Raw genomic sequence first — 17,172 nt, 5'->3', positions numbered from 1 at the left:
ATGGCTAATTGAGCCATCCTTTTACTTAATCAACTAAAAAACTATTCATCAAATAAAGTTTTTGGTGAATCGTCTTCATTTTCATTTTCATCCACATCACCATCGAAAATACCTAACTTTTCACGTAACTTACGGTCAATTTCTTCTTTGATTTGTGGATTTTCCTTAAGATAATTTTTGACGTTTTCTTTACCTTGCCCCATTCTATCTCCATTATAAGAATACCAGGCACCTGATTTATCAACGATATCATTCTCTACACCTAAATCAATGAGCTCTCCTTCCTTAGAGATACCTTGACCATACATAATATCTACTTCTGCAACTCTAAATGGAGGTGCAACTTTATTTTTCACAACTTTTATTTTGGTTCTGTTACCTACAATGTCTTGACCTTGTTTTAACTGCTCTGCTCTTCTTACCTCTAAACGTACAGAACTATAGAATTTTAGGGCTCTACCACCGGGCGTTGTTTCAGGATTCCCGAACATCACGCCAACCTTTTCACGAATTTGGTTAATAAATATAGCTGTAGTATTAGATTTAGAAATAGCCCCTGATAACTTTCTTAATGCTTGAGACATTAATCTTGCTTGTAAACCAACATGAGTATCTCCCATTTCACCTTCAATTTCAGCTTTAGGTGTTAAGGCTGCTACTGAATCGACAACAACAATGTCCACAGCACCACTACGAACAAAAGCTTCGGCGATTTCAAGACCTTGCTCACCATGATCTGGTTGAGATAAGTATAAATTGTCAATATCTACACCTAATGCTTGTGCATATACTGGATCGAGAGCGTGTTCAGCATCGATAAATGCTGCTACACCGCCGTTTTTTTGTACTTCAGCGATAGCATGTAAAGCTACTGTCGTCTTACCCGAACTTTCAGGTCCATATATTTCGATAATTCTTCCTTTAGGATAACCTCCAACCCCTAATGCATTATCAACTGTGACAGAACCACTTGAAGTACTTGATACTCTGCGACCTTTATTATCGCCTAACTTCATAACGGCACCTTTACCAAAAGATTTTTCCATATTTTTAATGACTGTATCTAAAGCTTTTTGACGTTCATTATCCAAAACGAGACCTCCTACTACAGAAAGTTATCTGTATAATATCTTATACTTACTATACAAGTATTTTAAGCAAAACACAAGTCTTTTGCGAATATTTGTTCGCATTTATTGTGTTTTAGCTGATACAAAAACGAACAAACGTACTTATATTTTTAGCGAAAATTTAAAATTTACTATTTATTAAGCCAATTTAATAATCTAATCATCGCATAATTTTGACTTCTGCTTCTCAATAAATTACGACTTTGAGACATCTTAAATGTTTCGATATCGAAATTATTTCCATCATAAATTCCTAAATATACAATATTATCTTTATTTAAAAGTACAATACCCAAATCTGTTTGGTACAAATCCCTGACATATTGAGCAGCATTGAATAAAACGGTATTAAACTCACAAGTTATATCAATAAATTGGTTAGAATGTGGTAGCATACCTTTAACTAGATTTTTACTGTCAGCATTTTTTAATCGAGTAAACAAAGCTCCATTAGTTACACCGTCATAAATAGCAAAATTCTGTTTTGCACTATTTATAACTGATTCTTCAATGCTAACTTCGTCTGAACCAAAATAATAAGTACCAATCCTATTTAAAATTTCATCTCGAATAGGCTTAATAAGCAGTTGACATCGTTCCTTACTTTCGGCATTGGCTGTTAATCTAACATATACTTCATGCGTACCTGCAAGAGGTGCGATTGTCGGATTAGTTTGTTCATCTATAAGATCAATTAATAGTGTTTCTAATTTTGACTCTCCTATACCAGCAAATCTAAGTAATTCAGAAAAGATAACTTCATCTTTATCCATAAGATAAGATAATAATTCATTCTTCGCCATAGGTTGCATTTCTTTCGGTGGACCTGGTAGTAGAATTATTTTTTGTTTATCTAATTCTACAAGCATACCAGGAGCCATACCATGTTTATTTGGTAAAACTATGGCATCTTCAATCACTAATGCTTGTTGCTTATTATTAGAGGTCATATCTTGACCTTGTTCTTTAAAATAGTTTTTGATAAAGTTTAACGATGTTTCATCCGTCACTAGATTTTTTCCTAATACTTTAGCTACAGTATGTTTAGTTAAATCATCTTTTGTTGGCCCTAAGCCACCTGTTAAAACAATGGTATCAAATCTAGATAGACATTGCTTTATTACATATTCTAACCTTTGAGGGTTATCACCAATAACTGTGTGTTCTACTACACTTTTACCAATACTATTAAAAAGTTTTGAAAGATATTGCCCGTTTGTATTAGCTATTTGACCTAGTAATAGTTCAGAGCCAACAGCTACTATTGAAATATTCATCAATGATATACTCCCTAATATTTATATTGTCTTTTCAATAAGTCCATTATATATTTTTTTGTAATATAAATCGAAAATAAGAATCTTTATAGAAACAGTTTATATATATGTATCACAGAACTGTCATCTAATATAACTTAAACATAACATCACATTTTTTATAAGATGCTGAAATTACATTTATATAAAAGATTTACCAGATGTATATCAATATTACATCTGAAAAGTGAAATATTAAATCAATTCTAGTAAATGTTTTATCTTCTTTGTCACAATAGATCAATTAAAAAAATAAAAGGTTTGCAACCCATCTAGAGTAGGAAACAAACCTTTGACAAAGATAACTAAATCAAAATGTATATATTTTTAGAGAGTATGATTATATAACAAATTGATATGGTACTTTATAGATGAAATAAATTTACAAGCTCAATTTTTAAATTACACATTTATTTAGAATGTTTAAATACATCTCTTCCTTTATAAAAATATTCAATACCTGAAAGAATAGTAAAGAATACTCCAATGTATAATAACCACACTCCAATTGGGAAATGTACATAGTGCATGAAAGGATCGCCGAATAAAATCCATATAATTGCAACCATTGTCACTGCAGTTTTTATTTTTCCAAGTTGCCCTGCAGCACTTACAAACCCTTGTTCAATTTGTAGTAATCGTAATCCTGTAACAGCAAATTCTCGAGCAATAATAATAATAGCAACGACAGAATTAGTAAAACCAAGTTGCACCATAACAATTAATGCACTCGCGACCAATAATTTGTCTGCAAGTGGATCTAAGAATTTCCCCATATTAGTAACTAATTGCCATTTGCGGGCAAGATAACCATCAGCAAAATCACTTAATGATGCAACCACAAATATGATAGCACTAATTAATATTTCAATTCTGATATGATTTCCACCTAAAATTGAAATTTGCCCAAAACCAAAATCAACTAAAGCAAATAAAATAAAAAATGGTATTAAAATAACTCTAAATACCGTTATTTGATTCGGTATATTCATATTAAATCCTCATTTCTAAAACATATATTTATATAATTAATATTGCGAGTATCCAAACGATTAAAGATATTAAAATAATGAAACCCATCCACATCAACAATTGAAACACTTCTTTAGATTGACGTTGGTAAGGGGGTTCATACCCATTAGAAAATGTTTGTATCACATCATCAATTTGATATTGTGTTTCAGGAATCTCATCTTGATGTGCTTCAATAAGTTGATTTGGTTCGATATTTACAACTTTAGCGTATTTTCTAATAAAACCTTCAGTATAATCACTCTTGGCTAGTTCATTAAAATCATTGTTTTCTATATGTATTAACGTTTGACGCTTTAACTGAGTTCTTTGTTCTAATTCACTTAGTGTCATACCCAATCTTTCACGTCTACTTTTCAACACTTCACCAATCGTTTTCACTCAAAGTCCTCCTAGACATTATTCAAAGAAACCAAACCCTCCACCAAATGGATCTCCAAAATCTAAATTATTCTTACTTTGAACCGTATGTTTCTTCATTTCTTCATATCGAATCTCTTGATTTTCATTTTCTCTCAATTCAATAATATAGTCAAAATCTTCCATATTATAATTGCACGACTCTACAAATAAATCTGGATGTTCAACAACTTTTATTGAGGGTAACGTCATAACCTCTCTCACCAATTCTTGGTGTTCAGGGTTCAATTCACGTGCTGTTACCGCACCATCAATGATATATACGTGATTAGAATCATATTCACCTTTAAATAGTGAACGCCTTACTGTTTGTTTAATTAAAGTTGAGCTAATGAATAACCATCTTTTATGTGCACAAACACTTCCAGCTACAATAGATTCAGTTTTACCAACTCTAGGCATTCCACGTATTCCGATTAATTTATGTCCCTCTTCTTTAAATAACTCAGCTAAAAAATCAACAAGTAATCCTAAATCTTCTCGTTCAAATTTAAAAGTCTTTTTATCATCAGCATCCTGTTCAATATATCTACCGTGTCGTACAGCGAGTCTATCTCGTAATTCAGGAACTCTTAACTTTGTAATTTCTATTTCATTAATTTCTTTTACAATTTGTTCGAACCTTTCGACCTTTTCTAGTTGATCTGTTTTGATTAACAATCCCCTTTTTCCCTGATCAACACCATTAATTGTAACAATACTAATACCGAGCATTCCAAGCAAACTTGAAATATCACCGAGTAAGCCAGCACGATTTACAGTTATCTCATATTCTAAGTACCACTCTTTCCTTTTTGCAAAAGTCATCTCTTGACCACCCCTTGTTAACAACGAAGCACATGAAAACTTTGTTTATCATATTATAACACCAATAATAAAAAGATACTTCTTTTATTATTACTTATATGTTGCTCCTATAACAATTGAAATAAGAAAACTTATCTTTTACTGACAAAGCATTTAAATATACCATCCGCCATTTACTTTGTGGACCGTTCCCGTTATACTTTTTGACATAGTACTACACAAGTATGCACAAGCATGTGCCACTTCAGAGGGATCAATCATTCTTTGCTGAGGTAACTCTGCTACTATATTCGATAACTCATCTTTAGACCATACATCGCTCATTTTTCCTTTTACCATGCCTGGTGTAATAGCATTTACAGTTACTGAAGTTAAAGCTAATTCTTGACTTAATGCTTTAACAAAACCAATTTGAGCACTTTTCATTGCTGAATAGATTGTCTCTAAACTAGCTCCAGTTTCTCCCCAAATTGATGAAATAACAATGATACGTCCATTGTTACTCTGCCTTAAAATATCAATAAAGTAGCGAGTCAAACGTATAAATTGTCTTACATTTAATGCATAACTATTATCGATGTCACAATCACTCATATCTTGTAACATGCCATATAATGCTGTCCCACTGGTATAAATCAGACAATCTAGCTCGTCAATGTGTCCAAAGTAATCTTCGAGTTTTATATCTTTGGTTAAATCACATTGAATAAATGTAATTTTGCTATTTTTAAATTGATTACTTAAATCAGAATATTGAGCTGAATGATAATGTAAGAAGACTTCATAACCTTCAAATAGCAGTCGTTTTACAATGGCACGCCCTATTGTTCCAGAACCACCTATGACTAGCGCTTTCATCTATTTTCCATCTCCAGACGACTATCAACAAGTTGGTCAAAGTTCAAGAATAATTCGGAAGTTTCATTTACACTCTCTAACGTAATATTTTCTACGATATCTAGCATATCAAATACACTCACTCCCTCGAAATAGAGTTTTGCATATTGATTAGCTATATATTCTGGAGAATTTAAACTTGATATGAATTCTCCAATAAATTGCTTTTTCAACAAATCAAATGCTTCTTGATCTTTAAGGTTTCCTTTATATTTTCTTAATTCATCCATTATTAGTTGTTTAAATAGATCAGGCTGTTGTGTTGCACTAGTAATAATTGAAAAACTGTAACTTGGTTCCAATACAAATTGATAACCGAATGTTTCATCTATTAAATCTTTATTTAAAAGTTGTTGATAAAACTCAGTTTCCTCACCAAAAACTAATTCGTAGAAAAAAGTCATTTCCAAATCTCTTTGAACAAATTTCGTTGCACTTTCATCTAATGGTTCATTTTTAAAACCTAACATCAATCGTGGTGACTGTAATTTCATTTTCTCGGAAACAAACCGTTGATTTACCTCTCTAGGCTCATCAATTTGCGCACGTTCAATACGTGGTTGATAAGTTTTATCTCTTTGATTTTCATGCTTTTCCACAAGTTTAATTATCGATTGAGGACTAACATCGCCTACCACAAACAACACCATATTAGAGGGATGATAAAATGTTTCATAACATAAGTATAAATCATCTTTAGTTATTTCATAAATGCTTTCAACACTACCAGCAATATCCACCCGTATCGGGTGTTTGGAATACATAGCCCTTAAAGTATTAAACATTAATTTATATCCTGGTTGTTCCTGGTACATTTTAATTTCCTCAGCTATAATCCCTTTTTCTTTATTAACTGTTTCTTCAGTAAAATAAGGTGTTTCTACCATATTGAGGAGACGTTTAATGTTACTTTCAATATTACTTGTTGCGCTAAATAAATAACTCGTACGATCAAAGCTTGTAAAAGCATTAGCTTGCGCATTCTCTTCGGCAAATGCAGTAAATAAATCTTCATCTTCTTTTTCAAACAATTTATGTTCTAAAAAGTGTGCCACACCGTCAGGAACTTCTACAAATTGCTGACTACCTATGGGCTTAAAATGATTGTCCAATGAACCAAACTGTGTTGTGTAGGTCACATACGTTTTTTGAAAACCAGGCTTTGGTATGACAAATAATTTCAACCCATTATCAAACTCATGTTCGAAAACTTTCTCATCTATAAGTTCATATTGATGTGTTTTCATCAGTGTTGGTCTCCTTTCGTTAGTACATAAATTGTATCTAGAACAGCTTCATTTGCCAATTTAATAACATCTGTCTTCGTCACTCGATTCACTGCATTTATAAAATCTTGATCTGTTTGCTGGTGGTTTAATAATAATTGATTATGCAGTATTTCAATTATACTTTTGGGTCTATCTGATGCTTCGTGTCTATGAGAAATAATGATTTTTTTAGCTAATTCAATTTTATTAGAATCGAAATCTCCATTTTTTATCTTATCAAACTCTTTGATAACAGTTTCTTTTGCTTGCTCATATTTCTCAGCAGAAACTCCACTTAAAACAAATAAAAATCCGTTTTTACCATCAATTTGTGAATGTATAGAGTATGCCAAACTTTGCTTTTCTCTGACTTCGTTAAATAGTACTGAGGAAGGATCTCCTCCAAACATCATATTTAATATTATAAATGCATAGTAATTACTTTTCCCATAATAAGATGGAAAGCGATATCCCAAATTCAATTTAGCTTGGTCAACATCGTCTTTTTCAATTATATATTGCGGTTGATCAAAAGAAGGTGCGATTTCAGTAGTTTCTCTATTTTCTAAATAGAAAGGCTTAATTGCAAACTTATCTAGAATTAGTTGTGTTACTTCCTCTTTGTTAATATTTCCTACAACATAAATGGCACAATCATCATTTTGTATCATGGATAGATATGTATCGTATAGACTTTCAGAAGTCACTTGTGGAATTTGTTCTAATTGACCTGTCGCTATATATCGATAAGGCTCCTGTTTAAACATATAATTCATTAACTGAAGAAATGAATACTGTGCTTTATTATCTTCCATTGCTTCAAGTTTTTTGCTAAGTAAAGACTTTTCTTGAGCTACATATGTATGATCAAAGCATCTATCTTTGATTAATGGATTCCAAATTATTTCTTTTAACGTATCTAATCCCTTTTCAAATAAAGGGGTTTTATCTTTTAAGAATTTTTCATTAACTACTTCTAATGAGATTGTAATAACATGCCTATCTTTAAACTTTGAAACAAAACTATTAACATAGGCGCCATACAATTCTGATAACTGTTTATTTAAAGTTTTATCGGTGGGCCATTGTTGTGTTGCACGAACTAATACTTTACTTAAAATTGAACGTGAAGTAATTGTTTTATAGTTTAATGGTGCCATAAATTTAAAGGTAATTGTCGTTGTTTTAAATTTATCGGTAGGCAAAACATTGACTCGAACTTTTGTATTATCTTGATTGAATCTCTCCAAAATCTAACCTCCTGGTCTAATATGACAATTTATTCACTTTTAGTAATAGTGAATTTAACTAAACTACTCTTAATATAATTTAAAGAATACAAAATTGGTTGATGCTTTTCGTCATAATGTACTACTTTAAGTAACATAAGCCCTTCGTGAGGTGAAGCATTAAGCACTTCTGAGATATGAGGTTCGTAACTAATTGCTTCTAAATCCATTTCTGCATGCATGATTACATGATTTGTAGATGCTTTAATAGCTTCTAACATTGAACCACTACTCTGTTGATAATCTGTGCAAGTTAGATAAGTTTTTGCTATTTTGTCTAAACAATATACGACCGGCTTATGATTAGCAGTCCTTAGTCTCTCAATAATTGTTATAGGTTCTTTTGTTTCTATACCTAAATGTTCAGCATCTAAAATAGTTGCAGGTTGCTCGTCAAGATTCAGATATTCTGTTCCTGCTTCATAACCTGCTTCTTTAATCATAGTCCCTATACTAATAATTTTATTTAACGGGTAATAGAAAGGGGGCTTGATTTTTACGCTAGTCCCCTCTTCAAAATTATCCGTTACTACTTGTTCAGTAATCAACTCATCTATACCATCGTAAACATCATCTGTTTTAACATTTAATGCTCTCGCAATTGACAAATTACTAGGTAATTTACTTCCATTAGTAAGTTCACCATCTTTAATTAAATTTAAAATGTATTGTTTTACTCTATAGATTGCACTCATTTCCGACATTTTTACACCTCGTCATTTTCTAAATCAACTAAAATTTGTCTAGGTTTACTTCCTTTTTGTGGACCAATAACTTGGTTACGTTCCAAATCATCCATGAGCCTTGAAGCTCGATTATAACCGATTCTAAATTGTCGTTGTAATAAAGAAGTACTAGCTTTTTGCTTTTCTATTACAAATAAATAAGCTTCATCATATAAAGCGTCCTCACTCTTCATTTCTGATTTATCTACAGGTGCATCTGGTTCCATTTCTTTAACATAATTTGCTTTCTGTTGCTCTACAACATAATTAACAACGTCTTGCACTTCTTGATCGCTTAAAAAAGCACCTTGAATTCGGGTTGTGGTAGATTCTCCGTTACCAACATATAGCATATCACCTTTACCAAGTAACTTTTCAGCTCCACCAGCACCAATTATTGTTCTAGAGTCAGTTTGAGAACTTACAGCGAACGCAATTCTTGATGGAATGTTATTTTTAATAATACCAGTAATAACATCAACTGAAGGTCTTTGAGTAGCTACAATTAAGTGTATACCCGCAGCTCTAGCCATTTGAGTAATACGTTGGATAGCATTTTCTACTTCTTTACCTGCAACCATCATTAAATCAGCCAATTCATCCACTATTACGACGATATATGGTAACTCAGATTGTTTTTCATCAAGTTCCTCATTCTGTTTGCGTATATATTGGTTATATCCTTCAATATTTCGTGTCGATGAATGTTGAAACAAATCATAACGACGTTCCATTTCTGAAACAATTTTTTCTAAAGCTTGAGACGCTTTATGTGGATTTGTTACAACCGGTATAAGTAAATGAGGAATACCATTGTAAACATTTAACTCTACCATTTTAGGATCGATTAACATAAGTTTAACTTCGTGCGGTTTTGTATTGAGCAATATACTCGTTATAATACCGTTAATACAAACTGATTTACCGCTTCCTGTTGAACCAGCAACGAGTAAGTGAGGCATTTCATTTAATTGAATTGATATTGGATCACCAGAAATATCTCTACCAATGCCGACTTCTAATTTATACTTAGATGGGAACTTATCTTCTAAAACTTCTTTTAGAGTGACAAGTGAGATTTTATCATTAGGAACCTCAATTCCTACCGCAGAGCGACCTGGAATAGGTGCTTCTATTCGTACATCTTTCGCAGCCAAAGCTAATGCAATGTCATTATGGAGATTGACTATTTTACTTACTTTAACACCTTGTGCTGGTTGAATTTCATATTGTGTCACTGCAGGACCGATTTTAATTTGTGTTACTTTAGCATTAACACCAAAGTTTTTTAGTGTGGATTCTAAAACCTGACCTTTACGTTGGACTTCAGCTTTTGAAGTAGTTTTTTGTTTGGTAGGCTGTTTTAATAAAGATAAAGGTGGCACCGTATACTCAATATTGGCTTCTTCACCAGCTTCAGATATTGAGCCTTCAGCCTTACTTTGTTGTTGATTGTTTTCAGCAGTTGTAGATGGCTGATTATTATTTATTGATTGATTTTTGGTACTTGGTAATGATTGTTGAAATTGTTCATTATCCAAAACACGTTTTTGACGTTGGTTAGTAGTATTTTGTCTTTTATCTTCTTGCTCATTATGACCATATATTGGAATATCGTTTGACTGGGAAATCTCTGGAAAATCACTAACATCTTTAATGACATTATTATTTTGACGTGATTTTTTTTGTTTTTTCCGTTCAATTTTTTCCTCTTTTAATTGAGCTTTTTCTTCTTTTTTAATCTTATTTTGTTCTCTTTTTTGCTTTATTGACTCAGATGCATGATTACTTGATGACTTGAGGTTGTCGAATAAACTTTTTGTAACATCTCTATGTCTTAAATTAAGTAATAAAATGAAACTCGAAGCTAGTAACAGGATAGTTATTATTATTACACCTACAATAGATATGAGAGGTATAAATAGTTTAAGTAAATAAAAACCTATTAAGCCGCCCCCAAAATTTGGAAAATGTGTTTGTTCATAAGCTTTATAAACAAAGGACAGTACAGGCTCTCTTTGTGAAGTAATATTATGTGAAAAATGAAAATACAATTGCGTTATAAATAACAAAGCTAATTGTAAAACTATTGCACCGATACTACGTCGAGTTCTAGGTATTTGCTTAGAGTATGTTATAAAGATTGTTGCAATAAGTACTAAAATATAAGTTAAGTATCGACTCATTCCAAAAAGATAATTAAAAAAGCTATCAATCATTCTACCAATGATTCCTAATTGAAAAGCGCCTAGTATAATAAGAATTACTACAATTATTGAGAATATATATCTTAAAGGCGTTTCATTTTGCTTTTTTTTATTCGTTTTTTTATTACCCTTTCTCTTCGTCGATGTTCTTTTTTTTGCTTGTGGCAATACCTACACCTTCTTTTTTAATCTCTCATCATTACTATATTTAGAGTATTCATCCCATTTGAATATATAATTTATATGTATTTTTAATAAGATGAAAGAGGCAAGAACAACTTAGATTATTTAGATTCACTCTCATATTTACCAAACTCTAAGATATTAGAAACTGATAAATATTTAAAAGAAAAACTAATTGTTGAACAAAGTCATTAAACATGATTTTGCTTTGCTAAATTGTCCCAACCTCTTTAAATATTATTCTATTAAGATTAGATTTCCGATATGACTGGAATAATCATTGGACGGCGTTTTGTACTCTCAAATAGTAACTTACTGATTTGATCTCTCATATTTTGCTTGATTTCTGACCATTCTATTCGTTTTTCTTGAAGACCTTCCTCTACAATTTTACGTACTTTTTCTTCAGCCTCTTTCAAAAGTTCTTCACTTTCTCTAACATAGACGAAGCCTCTTGATTGAATTTCAGGTCCTGCAGCAATACGTCGATTTTTAGGGTCTAATGTCACAACCGCAATAAAAATACCGTCTTCGGCTAATAGATGTCGATCTCTTAATACGATATTACCTACGTCACCAACGCCAATCCCATCAATAAGTATATTACCTGATTGAACTTTTTCATTTAAAATCATATCTTTACCGTTATAACTAATCACGTCGCCTTTTTCAACTAAGAAAATTTTCTCAGGTGCTACACCTGTTTCTGCTGCTAATTTGGCATGTGCAATCTGCATTTTAAATTCACCTTGAACAGGTACAAAATATTCAGGTTTCATGATATTTAACATCATTTTCAATTCTTCCATACAACCATGACTTGACGCATGAATTTTCTTGTTGTTTGGAATTATATGTGCTCCAGCACGCACTAACTCATTTAATGTATCTGCAATAATAACTTCCATATTAGCTGAAGCAGTAATTGCTAGGAATATTGAATCCCCTTCTTCTATGTTCATAATTTTATGCTTCTTGCGAGCCATTTGACTTAATGCTTCTACTGGTTCACCTTGCATACCTGTAGCAATAATAATCACTTCATTTTTAGGGTAATTTTCCACTTCATTAATAGGTATTAATAAATCTTTTGGTATATCAAAGTATCCCATTTTACGTGCTATGTTAAACGAACTTTCAAGTGAACGACCTAAAAATGACACTTTACGATTAAGTTGACTTGCAATGTTAAGCACTTGTTGAATACGAACGAAGTTTGAAGCATAGCATGATACAATAAGTCTACCTTTAACCTTGGCAAAAGCATCATACATGTGATGTTCAATAATATTTTCAGGCGTGTTATATCCTGGCTTTTCAGCTTCTGTTGAATCACTGATTAATGCGAACACACCCTCATCACCAATTTCTGCCATGCGTTTCAAATCTGGAGCATAATGTCCATGCAAACTTTGATCAAACTTAAACTCTCCAGTATAAACTATAGAACCATAAGAAGTATGAATACATACGCCTAAGCTATCGGGAATGCTATGTGTTGTATTAAAGAAACTAACGTTAACATTTTTAAATCTCATAATTGAATCATGGTTTACAGTATAGTAACGTACTTTCTTTTTAATATTTCGGGCCTTCATTGCTTCTTTAACAAGTGCAATTGTCAATTTAGAACCATAAACTGGTGCATCTATTTGTTCTAACACATAGCTTACTGCGCCTATAGCATGTTCATGACCGTGTGTAAGAAATATTCCTTTTAATCTTTCTTTGTTTTCAATGACATATTGAATGTCAGGAATAACAATATCTACCCCAAGCATTTCATCTTCTGGGAACATTAATCCTGCATCCAACATAAACATTTCATCGTCTACTTCAACGATGTACATATTTTTAGCGATTTCGCCTACTCCACCGAGTGGAATAATACGAATATCTTTATTTTTTTTCTTTATTAAACTCAAAATGTTACCTCCTATAAATAGTGACCCGTCCATATACAAACTCACTATTTATTATAAGTTAAAACGACCTTGATGTACACTATTATTGCACTGTTATACCATTTGATTATTGAGAGTATATTTTTTAAAATTAATGTTTTTATCATATTTAATAAAACAATTGTCGCATTTACATACTAAATATTACTTTTACTTATTAAATGATTTTAATTGAATGTAAGTTTTTAAGTCACCCTATAACATCACTAACAAAATACATTTATCCCACTGAATAGTCATATTAATAATAAAAAAACTGCTCGCAAAGCATTTAGCTTTGTTGGCAGTTTTTTACAGAACACATACATTAGGTTCATATATTGATACATTTTAATTTTTAGATTGTTCTAATACTTTATGTGACGCATTAACGCGACCTTGTTTATCGATTTCAGTAATTTTCACTTCAATTGTATCTCCAATTTTAAGAACATCTTCTACTTTATTAATTCTTTCTTGTGAAATTTGAGAAATGTGTAATAATGCGTCTTTGCCAGGGAACAATTCAACGAAAGCACCATACTTTTCAATACGTTTTACTTTAGCATGATATACTTGTCCAACTTCTGCTTCGCGTGTAATATCTTCGATAATTTCTTTTGCACGATTAATCATCGCTTGATCTACAGCCCCTATAAAGATTGTACCATCTTGCTCAATATCTAATTTAACTCCAGTTTCGTCGATGATTTCATTGATTTTCTTACCACCTGGTCCAATCACGTCTCGAATTTTATCTGGGTTAATACTCATAGTTACCACTTTTGGTGCATAAGCACTTAATTCTTCGCGTGGTTGTTCAATCGTGTGAAGCATATGATCCATAATAGCTAATCGTCCTTGACGCGCTTGTTCTAGTGCTTCTTCGATAACTTCTCGAGTTAAACCATCAATTTTAATATCCATTTGAATCGCAGTAATACCGTCTTTAGTACCTGCTACTTTGAAGTCCATATCACCTAATGCATCTTCCATACCTTGAATATCAGTTAAAATTGTATAGCTATCGTCACGCGTTACTAATCCCATTGCAATCCCTGCGACTGGCGCTTTAATTGGTACACCGGCATCCATTAATGCTAATGTTGAACCACAAATCGATGCTTGAGATGATGAACCGTTAGACTCTAGTACTTCACTTACAATACGAATTGTGTAAGGGAAATCTTGAGTATCAGGTATAATGTATCGTAATGCTCTTTCACCAAGCGCACCATGGCCAATCTCACGTCTACCAGGTGCACGTACAGGGCCAGTTTCTCCTACAGAGAAATTAGGAAAGTTATAATGATGCATAAATCGTTTCTCTACCTCAGGTCCTAAACCATCAATTAATTGATAATCTCCAAGTGCGCCTAAAGTTAAAACTGAAAGTGCTTGTGTCTGACCACGAGTAAATAAACCTGACCCATGAGCTCTTGGCAACAAACCAACTTCTGATTCAAGAGGTCTTATTTCATCTACTTTACGTCCATCAGGTCGTATTTTTTCATCAGCAATTAGACGTCTTACTTCTTCTTTAATTAAGTCATTTAGAATTGCATAAACTTCTTTAACAAGCGTTTCATTTTCTGGATCTTCTTCATCTAGAAAATGACCAACAACTTCTTCTTTCAGAACATCTAAGTTTTCATCTCGTTGTTGCTTATCGAAAGTTAAAACCGTCTCTTTAAGTCCTTTATCTTCAGTTAGACGTTTTACTTTTTCAACTAAATCTTCGTCTCTTTCCACCGGTACAAATTCTTGTTTGATCGGTTGAATGTGGTCGATGATTTCTTGTTGGAATGCAACAAGTCGTTTGATTTCCTCGTGTCCGAAGAAAATAGCCTCAAGCATCTCACTCTCAGTAATTTCACTTGCGCCTGCTTCAACCATGTTTACCGCATCTTTATGACCAGCAACTTCTAAATCTAATCTAGAAATTTCTTTATCAGCGACGGAAGGATTAATGACATATTTGCCATCGATATAACCTACATTGACACCTGCGATGGGACCTTGGAATGGAATATCTGAAACACTTAACGCCATCGAAGAACCAATCATTGCTGCCATTTCTGGTGAGCAATCTGGATCAGCACTTAAGACAATATTCATGATTTGTACGTCATGTCTATATCCCTTTGGAAACAGTGGACGAATAGGTCTATCAATGAGACGAGCTGTTAACGTTGCTTCATCACCAGGGCGACCTTCTCTTTTTTTGAATCCTCCTGGTATTTTACCAGCAGCATACATTTTTTCTTCGTAATTTACAGTTAATGGGAAAAAATCGCCATCTCTAGGTTCTTTAGAAGCAGTTGCAGTTGATAGGACAACTGTATCTCCATAACGCACTAAAACAGCACCATTAGCTTGCTTTGCTAATTGTCCTGTCTCAATAGTTAAAGAACGCCCAGCCCATTCAGTTTTAAAAACTTTCTTCTCTTGAGACATTATGAATCTCCTCTCTTAATTCTAATATTTATATCATATCATTTATTTAACTGATTTTATATTTTTTATTATGTATCATAATAAAAAAAGGAAAGTACCATCCATGGTGCTTTCCTAGTTCTATATTAAGATTAACGACGAATACCTAATGATTTAATTAATTCACGGTAACGTTGAATATCTTTACTACGTAAGTAGTTTAGTAAGTGACGACGACGACCTACCATTTTCAATAAACCACGACGTGAATGGTGGTCTTTCTTGTGTTCACGTAAATGCTCATTTAATGCAGTAATTTCTGCAGTTAATACAGCGATTTGAACTTCTGGTGAACCAGTATCAGTTTCGTGCACACGATATTCTTTAATTAATTCATCTTTACGTTGTTGTGAAATTGCCATTATCAATTTCCTCCTTAATTATATTTAACTCCTTAATCTGAGTGAGGCGTCGGAGAATCGACCTACTAAGAAAAAGGTATATCTAGAGAATAAGAATAATCTTGTATCTCTGTCAACTTTATATATTATATGATATATCATCATCGAAATCAATAGATAATAAATGTTTAGCCTTCGCTTTATCTTCATTCATTTGTTTAACTAGTGGATCGATACCATCAAATTTAACTTCTGGTCTTAAAAAGTGATGCCAATACACAGTCACACGTTCACCGTAAATATTTTCATTAAAATCAAATATATTCACTTCAATAACTAACTCAGCCCTAGCTGGATCGTGAAATGTAGGTTTAACTCCAACGTTAGCTACACCACGATGTAATTTACTCTCAGGACCAATTTCCATACTCACCGCGTAAACACCTTTTTTTGGTAGTACATAATCATCACTGGGTTGCACATTAGCTGTTGGAAAACCAATTGTTCTTCCACGTTTTTCACCTTGTACTACAGTTCCTTTAATTCTATATATATACCCCAATTCGTCATTTGCTTTCTGTAAATGACCATCTGTAAGCGCTTGGCGTATTGCAGTTGTAGAAATTTTTTCAGAATCCATCTCTTGTTTTCCTACAATAGTCGTATTAAAAGCTTTAGATTCCTGAAGTACCGTCATATTTCCTTTTCCAAATTTACCAAAAGTAAAATCAAACCCTGCAATCACTTCTTTAACATGGTTATTAATAATGTATTTTTTTATGAAATCGTCAGATGTCACACTAGCAAACCTTGATGAAAAATTGATAACGATACAATAGTCTATACCGTGTTCTGCTATCATTTCTAACTTATCTGAAAGTGGTGTAAGGTAGGTTGTACGTTTACGCTCAGGGTTTAATACGACTGAGGGGTGTGGATCAAACGTCATAACAGCTTTTTTAAGTTGATGCTCTTTTGCCTTTTCATCAAGCACTTGAAACACCTTATCGTGACCTCTATGCATACCATCGAAGAAACCAAAAGCCATAGCAACATTTTCAGTTATGAATTGATTACTTTGTATGGGATGAGTAACTTCTATCACTTTCATAATATTA

The 17,172-nt window shown here is 32.6% G+C and carries 14 protein-coding genes; all 14 read right to left on the bottom strand.

Annotated features, from left to right (window positions below; translation table 11 throughout):
• Window positions 1-41: 41 nt before the first annotated feature.
• A complete protein-coding gene (recA, locus tag HMPREF3241_RS07045; RefSeq protein ID WP_002439552.1) occupies window positions 42-1,091 on the bottom strand; it encodes a recombinase RecA in 1,050 nt (349 codons plus the stop codon).
• Window positions 1,092-1,261: 170 nt separating this feature from the next.
• Window positions 1,262-2,407 carry a CinA family nicotinamide mononucleotide deamidase-related protein gene (locus HMPREF3241_RS07040; protein WP_002496223.1) on the bottom strand — a complete coding sequence of 382 codons (1,146 nt, stop codon included), beginning with the start codon at window positions 2,405-2,407 and terminating at the stop codon, window positions 1,262-1,264.
• A 449-nt stretch (window positions 2,408-2,856) separates the two neighbouring features.
• The gene (pgsA, locus tag HMPREF3241_RS07035) at window positions 2,857-3,438 is read right to left on the bottom strand and encodes a CDP-diacylglycerol--glycerol-3-phosphate 3-phosphatidyltransferase (protein ID WP_002446313.1); all 582 of its coding nucleotides are present in this window, start codon (window positions 3,436-3,438) and stop codon (window positions 2,857-2,859) included.
• 28 nt (window positions 3,439-3,466) lie between these two features.
• Window positions 3,467-3,859: a helix-turn-helix domain-containing protein gene (locus tag HMPREF3241_RS07030; protein ID WP_002446312.1), complete on the bottom strand. Its 393-nt coding sequence runs from the start codon at window positions 3,857-3,859 to the stop codon at window positions 3,467-3,469.
• Between the two features lie 18 nt (window positions 3,860-3,877).
• The gene (locus HMPREF3241_RS07025) at window positions 3,878-4,705 is read right to left on the bottom strand and encodes a YmfK family protein (protein ID WP_002457352.1); all 828 of its coding nucleotides are present in this window, start codon (window positions 4,703-4,705) and stop codon (window positions 3,878-3,880) included.
• 153 nt (window positions 4,706-4,858) lie between these two features.
• Window positions 4,859-5,563 carry an elongation factor P 5-aminopentanone reductase gene (gene ymfI / locus HMPREF3241_RS07020; RefSeq protein WP_002446310.1) on the bottom strand — a complete coding sequence of 235 codons (705 nt, stop codon included), beginning with the start codon at window positions 5,561-5,563 and terminating at the stop codon, window positions 4,859-4,861.
• Entirely contained in the window at window positions 5,560-6,849 is a 1,290-nt protein-coding gene (gene yfmH / locus HMPREF3241_RS07015) for an EF-P 5-aminopentanol modification-associated protein YfmH (protein ID WP_002446309.1), read from the bottom strand. Before yfmH ends, ymfI begins: the two co-directional genes overlap by 4 nt.
• Window positions 6,849-8,120, bottom strand: coding sequence for an EF-P 5-aminopentanol modification-associated protein YfmF (gene yfmF, locus HMPREF3241_RS07010; protein ID WP_002446308.1), 1,272 nt, complete (start codon window positions 8,118-8,120; stop codon window positions 6,849-6,851). Before yfmF ends, yfmH begins: the two co-directional genes overlap by 1 nt.
• 29 nt (window positions 8,121-8,149) lie before the next feature.
• A complete protein-coding gene (locus tag HMPREF3241_RS07005; protein WP_002446307.1) occupies window positions 8,150-8,863 on the bottom strand; it encodes a GntR family transcriptional regulator in 714 nt (237 codons plus the stop codon).
• 2 nt (window positions 8,864-8,865) lie between these two features.
• On the bottom strand, window positions 8,866-11,259 hold the full coding sequence (locus HMPREF3241_RS07000) for a DNA translocase FtsK (protein ID WP_002446306.1): 2,394 nt from the start codon (window positions 11,257-11,259) through the stop codon (window positions 8,866-8,868).
• Between the two features lie 266 nt (window positions 11,260-11,525).
• On the bottom strand, window positions 11,526-13,199 hold the full coding sequence (rnjB, locus tag HMPREF3241_RS06995) for a ribonuclease J2 (protein WP_002457357.1): 1,674 nt from the start codon (window positions 13,197-13,199) through the stop codon (window positions 11,526-11,528).
• A gap of 369 nt (window positions 13,200-13,568) precedes the next feature.
• Window positions 13,569-15,674: a polyribonucleotide nucleotidyltransferase gene (pnp, locus tag HMPREF3241_RS06990; RefSeq protein ID WP_002446305.1), complete on the bottom strand. Its 2,106-nt coding sequence runs from the start codon at window positions 15,672-15,674 to the stop codon at window positions 13,569-13,571.
• Window positions 15,675-15,805: 131 nt separating this feature from the next.
• Window positions 15,806-16,075, bottom strand: coding sequence for a 30S ribosomal protein S15 (gene rpsO / locus HMPREF3241_RS06985; RefSeq protein ID WP_002439528.1), 270 nt, complete (start codon window positions 16,073-16,075; stop codon window positions 15,806-15,808).
• A gap of 118 nt (window positions 16,076-16,193) precedes the next feature.
• Window positions 16,194-17,165 carry a bifunctional riboflavin kinase/FAD synthetase gene (locus tag HMPREF3241_RS06980; protein ID WP_002446304.1) on the bottom strand — a complete coding sequence of 324 codons (972 nt, stop codon included), beginning with the start codon at window positions 17,163-17,165 and terminating at the stop codon, window positions 16,194-16,196.
• Window positions 17,166-17,172 lie beyond the last annotated feature (7 nt).

It is taken from the genome of Staphylococcus sp. HMSC34G04 (assembly GCF_001838765.1).
Taxonomy (GTDB): domain Bacteria; phylum Bacillota; class Bacilli; order Staphylococcales; family Staphylococcaceae; genus Staphylococcus; species Staphylococcus epidermidis.
Note: the sequence above shows the minus strand (reverse complement) of the source record. Positions and strands in the feature narration are given on the sequence as shown.